Origin of the sequence: Streptomyces daghestanicus (genome assembly GCF_020521275.1) — a bacterium.
Lineage (GTDB): Bacteria > Actinomycetota > Actinomycetes > Streptomycetales > Streptomycetaceae > Streptomyces > Streptomyces griseoviridis.
Genome location: NZ_BNDX01000008.1, coordinates 151,815 through 170,296, shown reverse-complemented (window position 1 = coordinate 170,296; position 18,482 = coordinate 151,815). Strand labels below are relative to the sequence as shown.

Here is an 18,482-nt window from a genome sequence, read left to right as displayed (position 1 = left end):
GCGAAGGAGTTGGTTCACGTGTCCGCTACGCCCGTGCTGGCGTTGCGCGGGGTCTCCAAGCGGTTCGGTGCCGTCCAGGCGCTCACCGACGTAGAGCTTGAGGTCCACGCCGGTGAAGTGGTCGCCCTGGTCGGCGACAACGGTGCCGGAAAGTCCACGCTGGTCAAGACGATCGCCGGCGTCCACCCCATCGACGAGGGCGCCATCGAGTGGGACGGCAGGCCCGTCACCATCAGCAAGCCGAACGACGCCCAGAACCTCGGCATCGCGACCGTCTACCAGGACCTCGCGCTGTGCGACAACATCGATGTCGTCGGCAACCTCTACCTGGGCCGGGAGATCCGCAAGCGCGGTGTCCTGGACGAGGTGGAGATGGAGCGCCGCTCCCGGGAACTGCTGGACACGCTGTCCATCCGCATCCCCAGCGTCCGCATCCCCATCGCCTCGCTCTCCGGCGGTCAGCGCCAGGTCGTGGCGATCGCCCGCTCGATGCTCGGCGAGCCCAAGCTGGTCATCCTCGACGAGCCCACCGCCGCCCTCGGCGTCGAGCAGACCGCCCAGGTCCTCGACCTGGTCGAGCGGCTGCGCGAGCGCGGCCACGCCGTCATCCTCATCAGCCACAACATGGCCGACGTGAAGGCCGTGGCCGACAAGGTCGCCGTCCTGCGGCTCGGCCGCAACAACGGCATCTTCGAGGTCAAGTCGACCTCCCAGGAAGAGATCATCTCCGCCATCACCGGTGCCACGGAAAACGCCGTGACCCGTCGTGCGGCGCGCACCAATGGGGAGATCCAGAAGTGAGCATCGACAAGACCCCCGCCCCGGCCGCCACCGAGCCGGCCGAGAAGACCGCCGCCGCCGCGGTGCCCGCGGTCGACCCCCGCCTGCTCGTCCGCGAACAGGGCTTCGCCGGTTACGTGGGCGAGTTCAAGCGCAAGATGAAGGCCGGCGATCTCGGTTCCATGCCGGTCGTCGTGGGCCTGCTGGTCATCTGGGCCATCTTCACCAGCCTCAACGGCAACTTCCTCACCGCCGGCAACTTCTCCGACATGTCCGTCGCCATGGTCGGCACCGGCATGATCGCCGTCGGCATCGTCTTCGTCCTGCTGCTCGGCGAGATCGACCTGTCGGTCGGCTCGGTCAGCGGTGTCGCGGGCGCCGCCTTCGCGGTCATGAACGTCACGCACGGCATGAACGAGATCCTGGCGCTGGTGCTGTCCATCCTCACCGGCACCGTCGCGGGCGCCATCCACGGCTTCGTCTTCGCCCGCATCGGCGTCCCGGCGTTCGCCGTCACCCTGGCCGGCCTGCTGTTCTGGCAGGGCTTCATGCTCCGCATACTCGGCGACAACGGCACCATCAACCTGGACGCCGACGGCATCGTCGTCAACCTGACCAGCTACTACTTCAGCGACGTGGCCGCCGCCTACGGCCTCGCCGTCGTGGTGACCGCCGGGTACTTCCTCTCCGCGTTCCTCGGCAACCGCCGCCGCGAGGCCGCCGGGGTGCCCTCCCGCCCGCTGAGCGAGATCATCGTCCGCACGGTGCTGCTGGGCGTCCTCGCCTTCGTCGTGGCGATCGTCTTCAACCAGTACAAGGGCCTTCCGCTGGCCGTCGTGATCTTCCTGGCGTTCCTGCTGCTCACCGATTTCGTGCTGCGCCGCACCGCCTACGGCCGCAAGGTCTTCGCGCTCGGCGGCAGCGTCGAGGCGTCCCGCCGGGCCGGCATCAACGTCGAGCTGGTCCGGATCTCGGTCTTCGCGATCGCCGGTACCTTCGCCGCGATCGGCGGCCTGTTCGTCGCGTCGAAGATCGCCTCGGCGAACCAGGGCGCGGGCACCGGTGAGTTCCTGATGAACGTCATCGCCGCGGCCGTGATCGGCGGCACGTCCCTCTTCGGCGGCCGCGGCCGCACCTGGGACGCGCTGCTCGGCGTGATGGTCATCGTCTCCATCCAGTACGGCCTGGCCCTGGAGGGCATCGCCTCCCCGGTCCAGTACATGATCACCGGTGGTGTGCTGCTCGCCACGGTCGTCATCGACGCGGTGACCCGCAAGACCCAGAAGACGGCCGGCCGCGCCTAGCGATCCGGCCGCTTCTGAACCGGCCTGTGCCCGGCACCAACGGCGGTGCCGGGCACAGCCGTGTCATAGGAGGGGCCCCTGCGGGGTAGGGCCGAACGCGTGACGTACGCCGCACCGCCCGGAGTCGTGGCACCGGAGCGGAACATTAGACTCGACAGGCCCGGCAACAGCTCTACTGCAAGGAGGCACGGGTGCCGCTGCTGACCCGCATCACGGGACCGCGCGATCTGGACCGGCTCAGCCTGGAGGAGCTGGATCAGCTGGCCCAGGAGATCCGGACCTTCCTCGTCGAGGCCGTTTCCAAGACCGGCGGCCACCTCGGCCCGAACCTCGGCGTGGTGGAGCTCACCATCGCCCTGCACCGCGTCTTCGACTCCCCCCGGGACAAGGTGCTCTTCGACACCGGACACCAGTCCTACGTGCACAAGCTGCTCACCGGCCGCCAGGACTTCTCCCGGCTCAAGATGAAGGGCGGCCTCTCCGGCTACCCCGCGCAGAGCGAGTCCGAGCACGACGTCATCGAGAACAGCCACGCCTCCACCGTCCTCGGCTGGGCCGACGGCATCGCCAAGGCCAACGAGATCCAGGGCCTGGACCGGCACGTCGCCGCCGTCATCGGCGACGGTGCCCTGACCGGCGGCATGGCCTGGGAGGCGCTGAACAACATCGCCGCCGCCAAGGACCGCCCCCTGGTCATCGTCGTCAACGACAACGAGCGCTCCTACGCGCCCACCATCGGCGGCCTCGCCAACCACCTGGCCACCCTGCGCACCACCGACGGCTACGAGCGCTTCCTCGCCCGTGGCAAGGACCTCCTGGAGCGCACCCCGGTCGTCGGCCGCCCCCTCTACGACACCCTGCACGGCGCCAAGAAGGGCCTGAAGGACTTCATCGCCCCGCAGGGCATGTTCGAGGACCTGGGCCTGAAGTACGTCGGCCCGATCGACGGCCATGACATCGAGGCCCTGGAGTCCGCGCTGACCCGCGCCAAGCGCTTCGGCGGCCCGGTCATCGTGCACTGCCTCACCGAGAAGGGCCGCGGCTACCAGCCCGCCCTCGCCGACGAGGCCGACCGCTTCCACGCCGTCGGCAAGATCCACCCCGACACCGGCCTGCCGATCTCCACCGCCGGCGCCGACTGGACGTCCGTCTTCGGCGAGGAGATGGTCAGGCTCGGCGAGGAGCGCGCCGACATCGTCGCGATCACCGCCGCGATGCTCCAGCCGGTCGGCCTGGACAAGTTCGCCAAGCGCTTCCCCGAGCGGGTGTACGACGTCGGCATCGCCGAGCAGCACGGCGCGGTCTCCGCGGCCGGCCTCGCCCACGGCGGCCTGCACCCGGTCTTCGCCGTCTACGCCACCTTCCTCAACCGGGCCTTCGACCAGGTGCTCATGGACGTCGCCCTGCACAGGTGCGGCGTGACCTTCGTCCTGGACCGGGCCGGCGTCACCGGCACCGACGGCGCCTCCCACAACGGCATGTGGGACATGTCGATCCTCCAGGTCGTCCCCGGCCTCAGGCTCGCCGCCCCGCGCGACGCCGACCAGGTCCGCGCCCAGCTCCGCGAGGCCGTCGCCGTGGACGACGCGCCGACCGTGGTCCGCTTCTCCAAGGGCGCCGTCGGCCCCGCCGTCCCCGCCGTGGGCCGCGTCGGCGGCATGGACGTCCTGCGCGAGCCCGGCACCGGGAACCCCGACGTCCTCCTGGTCTCCGTCGGGGCGCTCGCGCCGATGTGCCTGGAGGTCGCGGACCTGCTGGACAAGCAGGGCATCACCACCACCGTCGTCGACCCCCGCTGGGTCAAGCCGGTGGACGAGGCGATGGCCCCGCTCGCCGAGCGGCACCGCGTCGTCGTCACCGTCGAGGACAACTCGCGCGTCGGCGGCGTCGGCTCCGCCATCGCCCAGGCCCTGCGGGACGCCGGCGTGGACGTGCCGCTGCGCGACTTCGGCATCCCGCCGCGCTTCCTCGACCACGCCTCCCGCGCCGAGGTCCTCGCCGAGATCGGGCTGACCGCACCGGACATCGCCCGCCAGGTCACCGGGCTGGTCGCCAAGCTCGACGGCCGGTACGACCGCTCCGGCGCCGAAGCGGTGGAGGCCACCCGCGACTGACGCGCCGCCGACGGGCCGGTCCCGCCACCGCATCGGGGTGGCGGAACCGGCCCGTCCGCGTGGATGCGCGCCCGCCGGGGCATACGTACCGCGCCCCCTCTCGATCATGTCGAGGGCGACCAGCGTGGGAGGTCCCGTGAGCAGCACCCTCTTCCGGACGAAGCAGATCGAGCAGTCCATCCAGGACACCGAGGAACCCGAGCACGCCCTCAGGAAATCCCTGTCCGCGCTCGATCTGACCGTCTTCGGCGTCGGTGTCGTCATCGGCACCGGCATCTTCGTGCTCACCGGCACGGTCGCCAAGAACAACGCCGGACCGGCCACCGCGCTGGCCTTCGTCGTCGCCGGCGTGGTCTGCGCGCTCGCCGCCCTCTGCTACGCCGAGTTCGCCTCCACCGTGCCGGTGGCCGGATCGGCGTACACCTTCTCCTACGCCTCGCTCGGCGAGCTGCCGGCCTGGATCATCGGCTGGGACCTGGTGCTGGAGTTCGCGCTCGGCACGGCGGTGGTCGCCGTCGGCTGGTCGGGGTACATCCGCTCGCTGCTGGAGAACGCCGGCTGGCACTTCCCGGACTACCTCGGCGGCCGGGACGGCGCGGACGGCTTCGGCTTCGACATCCTCTCCGCCGCGCTGGTGCTGGTGCTCACCGCCGTCCTCGTCCTCGGCATGAAGCTGTCGGCGCGGATCACCTCGGTCGTCGTCGCCATCAAGGTGGCCGTCGTCCTCGTCGTCATCATCGCCGGGGCCTTCTTCGTCAAGGGCGCCAACTACGACCCGTTCATCCCGAAGTCCCAGCCGGTCGAGGCGGGCGGCGGACTGCACTCACCCCTCATCCAGCTCATGTTCGGCTGGGCCCCGGCCAACTTCGGCGTGATGGGCATCTTCACCGCCGCATCCATCGTCTTCTTCGCCTTCATCGGCTTCGACATCGTCGCCACCGCCGCCGAGGAGACCAGGAACCCGCAGCGCGACATGCCCCGCGGCATCCTCGGGTCCCTCTTCATCTGCACGATCCTGTACGTCGCCGTGTCGATCGTCGTCACCGGCATGCAGCACTACAGCGAGCTGTCGGTGGACGCACCGCTCGCCGACGCGTTCAAGGCGACCGGGCACCCGTTCTTCTCCGGCGTCATCAGCTTCGGCGCGGCGGTCGGCCTGACCACCGTCTGCATGATCCTGCTGCTCGGCCAGACCCGGGTCTTCTTCGCCATGAGCCGCGACGGCCTGCTGCCCCGCTTCTTCTCCCGCGTCCACCCCAGGTTCAAGACGCCGTACCGTCCGACAATCCTCCTCGGCGTCGTCATCGCGATCGTCGCCGGCTTCACCTCCCTGAGCGAACTCGCCGAGCTGGTCAACATCGGCACCCTCTTCGCCTTCGTGATCGTCGCCGTCAGCGTGATCATCCTGCGCCGCACCCGCCCCGACCTGCCCCGCGCCTTCCGCACCCCGCTGGTCCCGGTCCTGCCGATCGTCTCCGTGGCGGCCTCGTTCTGGCTGATGCTCAACCTGCCCGCCGAGACCTGGCTGCGGTTCGGCATCTGGATGGTGATCGGCGTCGTCGTGTACTTCTTCTACGGCCGCACCCACAGCCGCCTGGCCCGCGGCGAGGCGGAGAACGGCCGGGGGTGACGCCGGACCGCTAGCGTGCGGGCATGCACGCTCTGCTGCCCGCACCGTCACCCTCCGTCGCCGTCCCGCGTGCCGGGCGCCGGTACTGGACGCGGGTGCTGCCGCTCCTCGCGGCGCTGGCCTGCCTCACCCGCGTCCCGTCCTTCACCCGGCCCTGGTGGAACCCCGACGAGGGCTACCTCGCCGTGCAGGCCCGGCTGCTCGCCGGGGGCGGCCGGCTCTACGAGACGGTCGTCGACCGCAAACCGCCGCTGGTGCCCTGGCTCTACCAGGGCGCCTTCGCGCTGACCGGTTCCGAGTCACTGGTGTCGGTACGGGTCCTGGCGGTCCTCGCCCAGTTCGCCACCGCGGCCCTGCTCGCCTCGCTGGCCCGCCGCCGCTGGGGCGACGGCCCCGGCCGCACCGCCGGGGTGCTGTACCTGCTGGTCTCCGTCGGCCTCAACCCCGAGGACGCCCAGGCCGCCGGCTTCGAGGTGTTCATACTGCCGTGCACGGCGGCGGCCCTGTGGTGCGCCGACCGCCGCCGCTGGACCGCCGCCGGGCTGGCCGTCGCCTGCGCCTTCCTGGCCAAGCAGACCGGCGCGGCGGTGCTGCTGCCGGTGCTGTGGCTGTGCGGCCCCGGGCGGGGCCCCCTGCTCCGGCTGACGGCGGGCGCCGCCCTCCCCGTCCTCGGCGCGGCCCTGCTCACCGACCCCTCCGGTTTCCTCTTCTGGACGGTCACCGGCTCCGGCTCCTACGCCTCCTTCTCCGGCTCCTGGACGCACGTCGCACTGCGCGCCGCCGGCAACGCGGCGCTCCTCGCCGTCGCCTGCGCGGCCCTGCTGTCCCCGCTGGCCCGCCGCCCGCCCGGCCGCGCCGCCGACCTGTGGGTGTGGCTCGCCGCGTCGGCCCTGGCGGTCGGCACCGGCCTGCACTTCTTCGGCCACTACTACCTCCAGCTGCTGCCGCCGCTGACCCTGCTGGCGACGGCCGCGCTCACCGCCCTTCCCCGGGAGCGCACCGCCCGCGCGGTCCTCGGCACCGCGTGCTGCTGCGCGCTCTTCCTGACCTGGGGGCTGCTCGCGCCCCGCGCCTCGCTCGACCACTCCCGGCGGCTCGCCGACGCCGTGGCCCGCGCCACCGCGCCGGACGACCGGGTCCTGGTCTGGGGCATGCACCCGGAGACGTACTGGCTGGCCGGCCGGTCCCCCGCCAGCCGCTACCTCACCGCGGGGCTCCTCACCAACCACAGCGGCGGCCGGTCCGGCGCCCGGGTCGGCGAACGGTACGCCGTCCCGGGCGCCTGGCGCGTCTTCCGCCGGGAGACGTCCGCCCGGCCGCCCGCCCTGATCGTCGACGACTCCCGCGGCGCCCCGTACGCCCCGGCGCACCTCCCGACCCTGCGCCGCCTCCTGGCCGAGCGGTACCGGGAGGCGGCGGTGGTGGACGGGGCGGTGGTGTATGTGCGGGTACGGCGGCCGTGACGGGGCGGTGGGGTACGCGCCCTACGGCGCCCCTGGACGGGCCTCGGCTCAGGCGCCGGCGCCGCCGTCCACCGGCACGATCGCGCCGGTCACGTACGAGGCCCGGTCGCTGAGCAGCCAGGCGGCGGCCTCGGCGATCTCGCGGGGCTCGGCCATCCGGCCCAGCGGGACCGACGAGGTGATCCGTTCGACGACGCCGGGGGTCGCCGCCTCCCACGCGTCGATCATCTCCGTGGTGGTGCCGCCGGGGGTGATGCCGTTGACCCGGATGCCCTCCGGGGCCCAGGTCACCGCCGCCGTCTCGGTGATGCTGTTGAGCGCGCGCTTCATCGCGCCGTACGCCGGGAGGGCCGGGTTGGCGCGGCGGCTGCCGACGCTGGAGGTGTTGACGATCGCGCCGCCACCGCCGCGCCGCATGAGGGCGGCCTCGGCGTTCATGGCGGTCCAGTGCGCCCGGAAGTTCACGGTGAACTGGACGTCGATGTCCTCGTCGCTCGTGGTGTGCAGCGGGCCCGGCCGCTGGATCGCCGCGCCGTTGTTGAAGGCGCCGTCCAGCCGGCCGTGCAGTTCCCCGACGCGGTCGACCGCCGCGCGGACGCTGTCGGGGTCGGCGAGGTCCAGGGCGACCGCGTCGGCGGTGCCGCCGCCGGCCCGGATGCCGGCGACGACGCGGTCGAGGGCGTCCGTGCCGCGGGCGGCGAGCACGACGGCGGCGCCCTCGGCGGAGAAGAGCCGGGCGGCGGCCTCCCCGATACCGCGGCTGGCGCCGGTGACGAGGACGACCTTGCCGGTGAGCAGGCCGATGGGGGCGATGTCGGTGTGGTTCGTCATGCCACCAGTGTGGGGGCGGGCCCCGGACCGGGGGCAGGCACACCCCGTACCAGGATCGGCGGCCGGGCGGGGTGCACACTTCGGGGTATGGACAAGCAGGAACTGGGGGCGTTCCTCCGCTCCCGTCGCGAGCGGCTCCGCCCCCAGGACGTCGGCCTCCCCACCGGACCGCGCCGCCGGACCCCGGGCCTGCGCCGGGAGGAGGTCGCGGTGCCGGCGCACATCTCCACCGAGTACTACGTCCGGCTCGAACAGGGCCGGGCGCCCCGCCCGTCGGGCGAGGTGCTCGCCGGGATCGCGGGCGCGCTGCGGCTCACCGACGCCGAGAGCGACCACCTCCACGTCCTCGCGGGCACCGCGCCGACCCGGACCCGGGCGCACCGGCGCGACGTCCGGCCGAGCATCCTCGCGTTGCTGGAGCGGCTGCCGCAGACGGGCGGCCTCGTCCTGTCCGCCGCCTTCGAGGTGCTCGCCTGGAACGACCTCGCCGCGGCCCTCATGGAGGACTTCGGCCCGCTCGCCCCCGAGCAGCGCAACCTCGCGCGCCGCGCCTTCCCCGGCCCGGACCGGGCCGGCCCCCCGCTGTACGGGGTGTCGGACGCGGCCGAGTTCCGGCTGCACGTCGTCAGGCAGCTGCGGACCGCCCTCGCCCGTTACCCGGCGGACCCCGTGGTCACCGGGCTCGTCGCCGAACTCCGGGCCACCAGCCCCGACTTCGCCCGCCTGGGGGAGCGCCACGACGTGCGCGCCGCGCCGACCCTGACGAAGACCTTCCGGCACCCGGTCGTCGGCGAGGTCACCGTCGACTGCGACTCCCTCGCCCTCACCGACCGCGACCAGCACCTCGTCCTCTACAGCGCGCCGCCCGGTTCCCCCGCCGCCCAGGCCCTCGCCCTGCTCGGCGTCCTCGGCACCGAGACCGACGCCTGCCTGCGCTGACTAGGTGGCGTCCCGCCCCGGCCGCACCGTCCGCGGCCCCGCCACCTCGGCGCCCAGGTCCGTCACCCGGCGCCGCAGTTCCCGGTCGGCCGTCACCACCAGGACGGGGCGGCCGCCGGCCCGCGCGACCAGGTCGACCATGTGGTCGTCACCGCTGCCGGGGGCGTCCTCCACCCGTACGCCGGGCACGGACGGCACCCCGCGTGCCGCGCCCTCCACGACCAGCACCAGCTCCACCGGCCCCGCCCGCCCCGGCACCCCGTCCGCGGCCAGCCGGTCCCGCAGCCGCTCGGCGGCGCCGCGCCGGTCCCGCCACCAGCCGTCGGGCACCGACCCGACCACGTTGGCGGCGTCCACGATCACGAGCAGGGGGGCGTCGGAGTCCATGCGGTCAGGGTCGCACGGCAGGGTGCGAACGGCGCCGCGTAAAGTGAACTGGTGAACGGCGACTGGCTCCTGCGCGGCCGTGACGGCCGCCTCTGCGTCTATCTGCCGTCGGGCGACGCGGTCCTGTGCCGCGCGGAACCGGGGCCCGGCGGCCCCTGGGAGGCCCCGCGCCGGATCGGCGGCGACCAGAAGCTGCGCCCCGGCCTCTCGGTCGGCGTCGGCGCCGACCGGTACGCCCATCTGGTCGCGTGGCGGCCCACCGGCGGCGGCCAGTCCGGCCTGGTGCACTCCACCCACTTCCGGCCCCGGCTCGCCCCGCTGGACTGGAGCCCGGTCGGCCACCCCGACAAGAAGGGCGCCCGCACCGGGACGCCCGCCGTCGCGGTCGACGCGCGGGGCCGCGCCCACCTCTTCGTCCGCAACGCGGGCGGCGGCATGAGCCTGCTGGCCCAGAAGGAGAAGGGCGGCTGGGAGCCCTGGCGGGACCTCGGGGGCGAGGGACTCCAGGACGAACCCGCCGCCGTCACCGGGGAGTCGGGTCTCGTCGAGGCGTACGCCGCCGCCGACGGCGTACTGCTGCACTGGCGGCAGGAGAAGCCGGGCGCGCAGCCGGTTCTCGACGACCGGGCCGAGGCGAGCGTCCGGCCGGGCACGCTGCGGGCGCTGGCCACCTCCGCCGGGCACACCACCGTCTTCTTCACCGACGCCGTCTCCGGGGACCTGTGCGCCTGGCGTCCCGGCGGGCCGCCCGTCGCGCTGGCCGCCGCCGCGGGACCCGGCCCGGTCGCCGCCGTGCGCTGTGTGATCGAGGGGTACGACTGCACGCTGCTCGGCCAGCGGTCGGCCGGCGGGCGCGTCGCCTTCGCGGCCTACCCGACCGAGCGGGAGGCGGCGGGTGCCTGGTGGACCGAGTCCGGGCCCGCGCTCGCCGACGACGCCGAACTCGCCCTGGCCGTGGACGAGACCGAGCGGGTGGTCGCGGTCACCCTCTCCCCGTCGACCGGGCGCCTCCTGCTGACCCGCCGCAAGGACGAACCGGGCCTGGCGCTGACCGCCTGGCAGGAGGTCTGAGAGCCGGGGGACGCGCGGGCGGAGGGGCACGGGCCGCGGCGGCACCCACCGTGCAGTTCGTGCCGTATATCCCGATCGGCGCACTCTTTCGGGGCGTGGTGGATGAGTACGGACCTTGTCGTCACCGGGCTCGGCCCCGTCGGGCTGCCCCTCGCCTCGCCCGCGCGGCCACGGCGGCCGGCTGCGGGCGCCGGCAGGTGTTCTCCAGCAGCTCGGCCGGCTCGGCCTCCCGGGCGCCCCTGGCCTCCACCACCCGGGACGCGAACCGCTCGTAGGAGGTCAGGGGCGGTGTACGCGGTGAGCGGGTCGGTACGCGGATCACCGCCGTGCCGGCGGCGGCGATCACGCCGGGCTCGCGGACGGCCGTGAACCCCTGTGCCCGCCTCGCCCGCATCGCCCGCGCGTCGGCGACGTCGACCCGGCGTCGGCGGGCACCGCATCCCGGTCGCCCCCCACTGCCTCTCGTACAAGGTGCGTTCGCTCGGCATCCCGTTCCGGTTCGTGGAGCTGGCGCAGGAGATCGACCAGCGGATGCCGGCGCATGTGGGGGACCGCGCCGCGAAGTTGTTCGACGACGTGGGCCGGCGGTGCGCGGCTCACGGGTCCTGCTGCTCGGCGTCACCTGCAAGCCCGGCGTCTCCGACCAGCGGGAAGCCCCGCGCCGGCCGTGGCCGGCCGCTTCCTGGCCCGGGTGCCGAGCTGGTGTACGGCGACCGGCGGGTGGAGCGGTGGACGGTGGCCGGGGCCCCGGTGGAGCGGGCCGGGGGCCGCCCGCCGCCGCGGCCGCGGACCTGACCGTACTGCTCCGGCCGTACCGGGAGTCCGACCCCGCCCTGCCGGCGGACCGCCCCCGGCTGCTGCCCGGCACCCGGGGCGTCACCGCCGGCCACCCCCGGGCGGCCGGGCTCTGACCGGGCGGGGCGAGGGGCACGGCCCCCGCCCCCCTCCGGCCGTCTACGCCGGGACGCTCGCCACGCCCGGCTCCAGGAACCGCTTGCCGTTCACCCGCTCGGCGACGCCCGCCCGGTCCAGGTACGGCGTGACGCCGCCCAGGTGGAAGGGCCAGCCGGCACCGGTGATCAGGCACAGGTCGATGTCCTGCGCCTCGGCGACGACGCCCTCGGCGAGCATCAGCCCGATCTCCTGGGCCACGGCGTCCAGGACGCGGTCGCGGACCTGCTCCTCGGTCAGCACGGTGTCGCCCTGCTTCAGCAGCGCGGCGACCTCCGGGTCCAGCTCCGGCTTGCCGCTGTCGTAGACGTAGAAGCCGCGCTTGCCCGCCTCGACGACCGCCTTGAGGTTCGGGGAGACGGTGAAGCGGTCCGGGAACGCGCGGTGCAGCGTCTCGGAGACGTGCAGGCCGATCGCCGGGCCGACCAGTTCGAGGAGGACCAGCGGGGACATCGGCAGGCCGAGCGGCTCCACCGCCTTCTCCGCGACCTCGACGGGGGTGCCCTCGTCGATCACGTTCTGGATCTCGCCCATGAAGCGGGTCAGGATGCGGTTCACGACGAACGCCGGGGCGTCCTTGACCAGGACGGCCGTCTTCTTCAGCTTCCTGGCGACCGCGAACGCCGTCGCGAGCGAGGCGTCGTCGGTCCGCTCACCGCGGACGATCTCCAGCAGCGGCAGCACCGCGACCGGGTTGAAGAAATGGAAGCCGACGACCCGCTCGGGGTGCCTCAGCTTCGACGCCATCTCCGACACCGACAGCGAGGAGGTGTTGGTGGCGAGGATCGCGTGCGCCGGCGCCACGGCCTCCACCTCGGCGAACACCTGCTGCTTGACGCCGATCTCCTCGAACACGGCCTCGATGACGAAGTCCGCGTCCGCGAAGCCCTCGGCCTTGTCCAGGACGCCGGTGACCAGGGCCTTGAGCCGGTTGGCCTTGTCCCGGTTGATCCGGTCCTTGAGCAGCAGCTTGTCGATCTCGGCGTGCACATAGCCCACGCCCTTGTCGACGCGCTCCTGGTCGATGTCGGTCAGCACGACCGGCACCTCCAGGCGGCGCACGAACAGCAGCGCGAGCTGGCTGGCCATCAGACCGGCGCCGACCACGCCCACCTTGGTGACCGGGCGGGCCAGGTTCTTGTCCGGGGCGCCGGCCGGGCGCTTGCCACGCTTCTGCACCAGGTTGAACGCGTAGAGCCCGGCACGCAGTTCACCGCTCATGATGAGGTCGGCGAGGGCCTGGTCCTCGGCGTCGAAACCGGCCTGGAGGTCGCCGTCCTTGGCGGCGGCGATGATGTCCAGGGCGCGGTAGGCGGCCGGGGCGGCGCCGTGCACCTTGGAGTCGGCGATGGACCGGCCGCGCGCGACGGCCTGGTCCCAGCCCTCGCCGCGGTCGATCGCCGGACGCTCGACGGCGATCTCGCCCTTGAGGACGGACGCCGTCCAGACCAGGGACTGCTCCAGGAAGTCGGCGCCCTCGAAGAGCGCGTCCGCGATGCCGAGGTCGTAGACCTGGCCGCCCTTGAGCTGCTTGTTCTGGTTGAGGCTGTTCTCGATGACGACCGTCACGGCCTTGTCGGCGCCGATCAGGTTCGGCAGCAGCGTGCAGCCGCCCCAGCCGGGGACCAGGCCGAGGAAGACCTCGGGCAGGGAGAACGCGGGGACCGCGGCCGACACCGTGCGGTACGCGCAGTGCAGGCCGATCTCCACGCCGCCGCCCATCGCCGCGCCGTTGTAGTACGCGAACGTCGGCACGGCCAGCGTCGACAGCCGCTTGAAGACGTCGTGGCCGCCCTTGCCGATGGCGACCGCGTCCTCGTGCCGCTTCAGCAGCTCGACGCCCTTGAGGTCGGCGCCGACCGCGAAGACGAACGGCTTGCCGGTGACGCCGACACCGACGATGCCGCCGTCCGCGGCCTCCTTCTCGACCTGGTCGATGGCGGCGTCGATGTTCGCCAGCGACTGCGGGCCGAGGGTGGTCGGCTTGGTGTGGTCGTGACCGTTGTCGAGGGTGATCAGGGCGAAGCGCCCGGCACCCAGCGGCAGGTCGAAGTGGCGTACGTGGGCCTGGGTGACGACCTCGCCGGGGAACAGCTCGGCCGCACCCTTCAGCAGCTCTGCGGTGGTGCTCACTTGTCCCCCTCGAAGTGCGGGTTCTCCCAGATGACCGTCGCGCCCATGCCGAAGCCGACGCACATGGTGGTCAGGCCGTAGCGGACGTGCGGCTGCTCCTCGAACTGGCGGGCCAGCTGCGTCATCAGCCGGACGCCGGAGGAGGCCAGCGGGTGGCCGAAGGCGATGGCGCCGCCGTACTGGTTGACGCGCTCGTCGTCGTCCGCGATGCCGTAGTGCTCCAGGAAGGCGAGGACCTGGACCGCGAACGCCTCGTTGATCTCGAACAGGCCGATGTCGGAGATCGACAGCCCCGCCTGCGCGAGGGCCTTCTCCGTCGCCGGGATCGGGCCGTAACCCATCACCTCGGGCTCGACGCCCGCGAAGGCGTAGGAGACCAGGCGCATCTTGACCGGCAGGCCGTTCTCGCGGGCGAAGTCCTCGGAGGCGATCAGCGAGGCGGTCGCGCCGTCGTTCAGACCGGCCGCGTTGCCCGCGGTGACCCGGCCGTGCACCCGGAACGGCGTCTTCAGGTTCGCCAGGTTCTCCAGCGTGGTGCCCGGACGCATCGGCTCGTCGGCGGTGACCAGGCCCCAGCCCGTCTCGCCGCTCGCCGGGTCGGTACGGCGCACCGACACCGGCACCAGGTCGGCCTGGATCTTGCCGTTGGCGTACGCCTTCGCGGCCTTCTCCTGCGAGCGCACCGCGTACTCGTCCGCCCGGAGCTTGGTGAGGGTCGGGTAGCGGTCGTGCAGGTTCTCCGCGGTCATGCCCATGAACAGGGCGGACTCGTCGACCAGCTTCTCGGACACGAACCGCGGGTTGGGGTCCACGCCCTCGCCCATCGGGTGGCGGCCCATGTGCTCGACACCGCCCGCGATGGCGACGTCGTACGCGCCGAAGGCGACGGAACCGGCCACCGTGGTGACGGCGGTCAGCGCGCCCGCGCACATCCGGTCGATGGAGTAACCGGGCACCGAGGTCGGCAGACCGGCCAGGATGCCGGCGGTGCGGCCGATGGTCAGGCCCTGGTCACCGATCTGCGTGGTGGCGGCGACGGCGACCTCGTCGACCTTCTTGGGGTCCAGGCCGGGGTTGCGGCGCAGCAGCTCCCGGATCGCCTTCACCACGAGGTCGTCGGCCCGGGTCTCGTGGTAGACGCCCTTCGGGCCCGCCTTGCCGAACGGGGTACGGACGCCGTCTACGAAGACGACGTCCCTGACGGTACGAGGCACGATGGCTCTCCTCCAGAGGTGCGGGACGCTGAGCGCTTGCCCAACCCATGCTACTTACCAGTAACGTAGCTGCCCAGTCCTGACGGACACAGCGGCGCAGGTCACATGAGAAAGCGCGGTGAGAGGACACCGCCAGGGGCGCGGGGAACCGCGCGATCGGCCACACCGAGCCCGCGGCCCCCCCCCGTACGGCCGTCAACCAGGCGGCGCAGTGGACCCCCGAGGCACCAGCACCGGCGTGGCCACCGGACGGGAACCCCCGCCCTCCCCGCCGATCACCCCGAACAGCGTCCGGGCCACCTCCGCCCCGAACCCGTGCACGTCATGGCTCATCGCCGACAACGTCGGCCGGGTCAGCCGGCACAGCTGCGAGTCGTCCCACGCCAGCAACGACACGTCCGCCGGCACCCGCAGCCCCATCTCCGCGGCCACCGCCAGCCCCGCCACCGCCATGATGTCGTTGTCGTAGACCACCGCCGTCGGCCGGTCCCCCGGCGGAGCCGTCAGCAGCGACCGCGTGGCCCGCGCCCCCGCGTCCCCCGAGAAGTCCGTGGCCACCTGCCGCGCCCCGGCCAGTCCCAGCGTCCGCGCCGCCTCGTCGAACGCGGCCGTCCGGATCGCGGTGTGCCCCAGCGCCGCCGCGCCGCCCACCCGGGCGATCCGCCGGTGCCCGAGCGCCGCCAGATAGCGCACCGCCTCGCCCACCGCGGACGCGTCGTCGGTCCAGACCGAGGTGAGCGAGCCGGTCAGCGAGGGGTGTCCGACCGCGACCGCCGGTATCCGCAGCCGTCGCACCGGCTCCACCCGGGGGTCGTCCGCGCGGAAGTCGACGAGGATCGCCCCGCCGATCCGCCGCGCCCGCCACCAGGACTCCAGCAGCCCGGCCTCCTCCTCCACCGTCCGCACCAGCCGCAGCAGCAGCGAGCAGGAGTGCTCGGTCAGCACGCTCTCCACCCCGGAGACGAACTCCATGTAGAACGGCTCAAGACCGAGCAGCCGGGCGGGCCGGCACACCGCCAGCCCCACCACGTCCACCCGCGATCCGGCCAGCGTCCGTGCGGCCGGGTCCGGTGCCCAGCCCAGGTCCCGCGCGGCCCGGAAGATCCGGTCCCGGGTCGCCTCCGACAGCCCCGGCTTGTGGTTGAAGGCGAGGGACACCGCTCCCTTGGACACGCCGGCGCGCGCGGCGACGTCCTTGATGGTCACGCGGGGGCTGGTCATCGTGGGGGCTCCAGGCAGTACAGGGCGGTCCGGGCGGCGTGCGCGTCCGGAGTCTTCCAGCCGCGCACGCCGATGGTCACGCTCTCCCCGGGCAGCAGGGTGACCAGTCCCCGGTCGGCCCGTGCCGCCGCGTCCAGCCGGTCGGCCTGGAGCAGCAGGTCCCGGACCAGGGTCCGGGCGGTCACCGTGATCCCGCCGGGCGCGAGCGCGACGCCGTACTCGGGGACGACGTAGGGGATGTCGCGGTCCGGCGCCGGGAAGCGCGTCGCCCGCAGGCCGTCCGCGTCGGCGACGAGGAACTCCTCCGGCCCGGCCGGCCGCAGCTCCCGCGGTACGTCCAGGACGGCGACCGTCCGCCGCTCCGCCGTGAACGGCAGCTCCGCCCGCCCCAGTTCCGGGCCCGCCACCGACATCCGGCGCAGCAGCACCCGCCCCGACCAGCGCTCGGCGGCCTGGTTGACGACGGCGAGCGACGCGTCGCGCAGGGCCAGCAGCCGGTCCGCGTAGAGCCGGCACAGCTCGTGGTAGAGCGGCTTCTCCCGGCCGTCGCCGTCGATCGCGGCCCAACTGGTCACCGGCCAGCAGTCGTTGAGCTGCCAGAGCACCGTGCCCGCGCACACCGGCCAGTGCGACCGCCAGTGCTCGATCCCGGCGGCGACCGCGCGGGCCTGGTTGACCTGGGTGAGGTAGTGCCAGCGGTCGAAGTCGCCGGCGTGAGGCGGGACGAAGTGCCGTTCCAGACCGCGCGCGAGCTTGCCGTTGCCGTCGTCGGCCTTCTGGTGGTGCAGCATGCCGGGGGAGTCCGCCGCGAGCCGCTCGCCGGGCAGGGCGCGCCGCAGCGTGGCGTACGCGGGCGGCGCCTGCCAGCCGAACTCGGCCACGAACCGCGGCACGCTCGCCCGGTACGCCGCCCAGTCCTCCCGGTTCCACACCTCCCACGAGTGGTGCGTGCCGTGCGCCGGGTCGTTCGGGTGGTGGTCCCAGGACCCGGACCAGGGGCTGCCCGCCGTGTACGGCCGGGTCGGGTCCAGCTCGGCCACCACCCGCGGCAGCAGCCCCAGGTAGTACCCCTCGCCCCAGGACTCCCCGGCCAGCCGCCCCTCCCACGCCCAGTCACGGAAGCCCCACAGGTTCTCGTTGTTGCCGTTCCACAGCACCAGCGAGGGGTGCGGCATCAGCCGTACGACGTTCTCCCGGGCCTCGGCCTCCACCTCGCCGCGCAGCGGCTGCTCCTCCGGGTAGGCGGCGCAGGCGAACGGGAAGTCCTGCCAGACCAGCAACCCCAGCTCGTCGCAGGCGTCGTAGAAGTCCTCGCTCTCGTAGATCCCGCCGCCCCAGACCCGCACCAGGTCGACACCCGCGGCGGCGGCCTGCGCCAGCCGCTCCCGGTAGCGGGCGCGGGTGATCCGGCTGGGGAAGACGTCGTCCGGAATCCAGTTGACGCCCCGCGCGAACAGCCGCTCCCCGTTGACCACCAGGGTGAAGCCGGTGCCGTGCGCGTCGGCGGAGGTGTCCAGCGCGACGGAGCGGAAGCCGATCCGCCGCCGCCACACGTCCAGCGCGGCGTCCCCGTGCAGCAGCGTCAACTCGACGTCGTACAGCGGCTGTCCGCCGTAACCGCGCGGCCACCACAGCTCCGCCTCCGGCACCCGCAGCTGTACCGTGCCGCGGGTGCCGTCGAGGGCGGCGCGGGCCGTCACGCCGTCGATCGTGGCCTCGACGGCGAGCGGGGCCTCCACGCGGGTGCGTTCGACGTCGACGCGGAGTTCGACCACGCCGGTGCCGTCCTCGACGGTGACCAGGGGGCGGACCCGGGCGAGGCGGGCCGTCGACCAGTGCTCCAGGCGGACCGGCCGCCAGATCCCGGCGGTCACCAGGGCCGGCCCCCAGTCCCAGCCGAAGGAGCAGGCCATCTTCCGTACGTACTGGTAGGGCTCGGCGTACGCCCCCGGCCGCTCGCCGACCCGGCCCCGGACCGCCTCCGCCTCGGCGTACGCGGAGGCGAACCGCACGGTCAGCCGCCCGCTCAGCCCGGTGACGTCGAAGCGGTGCGTCCGGTGCATGTTCCGGGTCCGGCCCAGCGGCCGGCCGTCCAGCAGGATCTCGGCGACCGTGTCGAGGCCGTCGAAGACCAGGTCGGTCTGCTCCTGCCCGGAGCCCGCGTCGAGGACGCGCTCATAGGTCCAGCCGCGGCGGCCCACCCACGCCACCTCGGCCTCGTTCCGGCCGAGGAAGGGGTCCGGGATCAGGCCGGCCGCCAGCAGGTCGGTGTGCACGCAGCCCGGCACCGCCGCCGGCAGCGGGCCGTCGGGGTGACGCAGGGTCCAGCCCTCGGTGAGCGATGTCGCCTGAAGCATGCGCACTCCCTTAACCGGTTCAACGAACTGCCGTCGGTGCGGCGTCAGTTCGGTGGTCAGTCTGGCGGAAACGGGACTTTACCGGTT

General features: G+C 73.4%; 15 protein-coding genes. 8 read left to right on the top strand and 7 right to left on the bottom strand.

Features of this window, described 5'->3' with window-relative positions; genetic code table 11:
* Window positions 1-9: 9 nt before the first annotated feature.
* The 5 genes from Sdagh_RS10255 to Sdagh_RS10235 all read left to right on the top strand — a co-directional run bounded on the left by Sdagh_RS10255 (window position 10) and on the right by Sdagh_RS10235 (window position 7,291).
* Window positions 10-801: an ATP-binding cassette domain-containing protein gene (locus Sdagh_RS10255; RefSeq protein WP_189421151.1), complete on the top strand. Its 792-nt coding sequence runs from the start codon at window positions 10-12 to the stop codon at window positions 799-801.
* A complete protein-coding gene (locus Sdagh_RS10250; RefSeq protein WP_189421153.1) occupies window positions 798-2,084 on the top strand; it encodes a sugar ABC transporter permease in 1,287 nt (428 codons plus the stop codon). The genes Sdagh_RS10255 and Sdagh_RS10250 overlap by 4 nt, the downstream gene beginning before the upstream one ends.
* Before the next feature lie 191 nt (window positions 2,085-2,275).
* On the top strand, window positions 2,276-4,198 hold the full coding sequence (gene dxs, locus Sdagh_RS10245) for a 1-deoxy-D-xylulose-5-phosphate synthase (RefSeq protein ID WP_189421155.1): 1,923 nt from the start codon (window positions 2,276-2,278) through the stop codon (window positions 4,196-4,198).
* Between the two features lie 136 nt (window positions 4,199-4,334).
* Window positions 4,335-5,828: an amino acid permease gene (locus tag Sdagh_RS10240; protein ID WP_190010747.1), complete on the top strand. Its 1,494-nt coding sequence runs from the start codon at window positions 4,335-4,337 to the stop codon at window positions 5,826-5,828.
* 23 nt (window positions 5,829-5,851) lie between these two features.
* Window positions 5,852-7,291: a glycosyltransferase family 39 protein gene (locus Sdagh_RS10235; protein ID WP_190077777.1), complete on the top strand. Its 1,440-nt coding sequence runs from the start codon at window positions 5,852-5,854 to the stop codon at window positions 7,289-7,291.
* A 48-nt stretch (window positions 7,292-7,339) separates the two neighbouring features.
* On the opposite strand, the gene Sdagh_RS10230 is transcribed toward Sdagh_RS10235, so the two are convergent.
* Window positions 7,340-8,122 carry an SDR family NAD(P)-dependent oxidoreductase gene (locus tag Sdagh_RS10230; RefSeq protein WP_189421162.1) on the bottom strand — a complete coding sequence of 261 codons (783 nt, stop codon included), beginning with the start codon at window positions 8,120-8,122 and terminating at the stop codon, window positions 7,340-7,342.
* Between the two features lie 87 nt (window positions 8,123-8,209).
* Here Sdagh_RS10230 and Sdagh_RS10225 point away from each other — a divergent pair, with 87 nt between their 5' ends.
* The gene (locus Sdagh_RS10225; RefSeq protein WP_190010744.1) at window positions 8,210-9,061 is read left to right on the top strand and encodes a helix-turn-helix transcriptional regulator; all 852 of its coding nucleotides are present in this window, start codon (window positions 8,210-8,212) and stop codon (window positions 9,059-9,061) included.
* Here the strand turns inward: Sdagh_RS10225 and Sdagh_RS10220 are convergent, their stop codons facing one another.
* On the bottom strand, window positions 9,062-9,448 hold the full coding sequence (locus Sdagh_RS10220; protein WP_189421166.1) for a PIN domain-containing protein: 387 nt from the start codon (window positions 9,446-9,448) through the stop codon (window positions 9,062-9,064).
* A gap of 51 nt (window positions 9,449-9,499) precedes the next feature.
* On the opposite strand from Sdagh_RS10220, the gene Sdagh_RS10215 reads away from it, so the two are divergent.
* Window positions 9,500-10,519, top strand: a complete 1,020-nt coding sequence (locus Sdagh_RS10215; protein WP_190077776.1) for a PLL family lectin — start codon at window positions 9,500-9,502, stop codon at window positions 10,517-10,519.
* Window positions 10,520-10,640: 121 nt separating this feature from the next.
* On the opposite strand, the gene Sdagh_RS10210 is transcribed toward Sdagh_RS10215, so the two are convergent.
* Entirely contained in the window at window positions 10,641-10,913 is a 273-nt protein-coding gene (locus Sdagh_RS10210) for a hypothetical protein (protein WP_190077775.1), read from the bottom strand.
* 334 nt (window positions 10,914-11,247) lie between these two features.
* Here Sdagh_RS10210 and Sdagh_RS10205 point away from each other — a divergent pair, with 334 nt between their 5' ends.
* The gene (locus Sdagh_RS10205; RefSeq protein ID WP_190077774.1) at window positions 11,248-11,430 is read left to right on the top strand and encodes a hypothetical protein; all 183 of its coding nucleotides are present in this window, start codon (window positions 11,248-11,250) and stop codon (window positions 11,428-11,430) included.
* A gap of 43 nt (window positions 11,431-11,473) precedes the next feature.
* Here Sdagh_RS10205 and Sdagh_RS10200 read toward each other — a convergent pair whose 3' ends face one another.
* The 4 genes from Sdagh_RS10200 to Sdagh_RS10185 all read right to left on the bottom strand — a co-directional run bounded on the left by Sdagh_RS10200 (window position 11,474) and on the right by Sdagh_RS10185 (window position 18,395).
* The gene (locus Sdagh_RS10200) at window positions 11,474-13,603 is read right to left on the bottom strand and encodes a 3-hydroxyacyl-CoA dehydrogenase NAD-binding domain-containing protein (protein ID WP_189421174.1); all 2,130 of its coding nucleotides are present in this window, start codon (window positions 13,601-13,603) and stop codon (window positions 11,474-11,476) included.
* A complete protein-coding gene (locus Sdagh_RS10195) occupies window positions 13,600-14,817 on the bottom strand; it encodes a thiolase family protein (RefSeq protein WP_190077773.1) in 1,218 nt (405 codons plus the stop codon). Before Sdagh_RS10195 ends, Sdagh_RS10200 begins: the two co-directional genes overlap by 4 nt.
* Window positions 14,818-15,012: 195 nt before the next feature.
* Entirely contained in the window at window positions 15,013-16,038 is a 1,026-nt protein-coding gene (locus Sdagh_RS10190; protein WP_189421178.1) for a LacI family DNA-binding transcriptional regulator, read from the bottom strand.
* Window positions 16,035-18,395, bottom strand: a complete 2,361-nt coding sequence (locus Sdagh_RS10185) for a glycoside hydrolase family 2 protein (RefSeq protein ID WP_190077772.1) — start codon at window positions 18,393-18,395, stop codon at window positions 16,035-16,037. The genes Sdagh_RS10190 and Sdagh_RS10185 overlap by 4 nt, the downstream gene beginning before the upstream one ends.
* Between the last annotated feature and the right edge of the window lie 87 nt (window positions 18,396-18,482).

Bases quoted from the DNA above. Each gene is read 5' to 3' on its own strand.
- Sdagh_RS10185 (WP_190077772.1), bottom strand. From the start codon at position 18,395: ATGCTTCAGGCGACATCGCTCACCGAGGGCTGGACCCTGCGTCACCCC.
- Sdagh_RS10220 (WP_189421166.1), bottom strand. From the start codon at position 9,448: ATGGACTCCGACGCCCCCCTGCTCGTGATCGTGGACGCCGCCAACGTG.
- Sdagh_RS10190 (WP_189421178.1), bottom strand. From the start codon at position 16,038: ATGACCAGCCCCCGCGTGACCATCAAGGACGTCGCCGCGCGCGCCGGC.
- Sdagh_RS10210 (WP_190077775.1), bottom strand. From the start codon at position 10,913: ATGCGGGCGAGGCGGGCACAGGGGTTCACGGCCGTCCGCGAGCCCGGC.
- Sdagh_RS10230 (WP_189421162.1), bottom strand. From the start codon at position 8,122: ATGACGAACCACACCGACATCGCCCCCATCGGCCTGCTCACCGGCAAG.
- Sdagh_RS10235 (WP_190077777.1), top strand. From the start codon at position 5,852: ATGCACGCTCTGCTGCCCGCACCGTCACCCTCCGTCGCCGTCCCGCGT.
- Sdagh_RS10225 (WP_190010744.1), top strand. From the start codon at position 8,210: ATGGACAAGCAGGAACTGGGGGCGTTCCTCCGCTCCCGTCGCGAGCGG.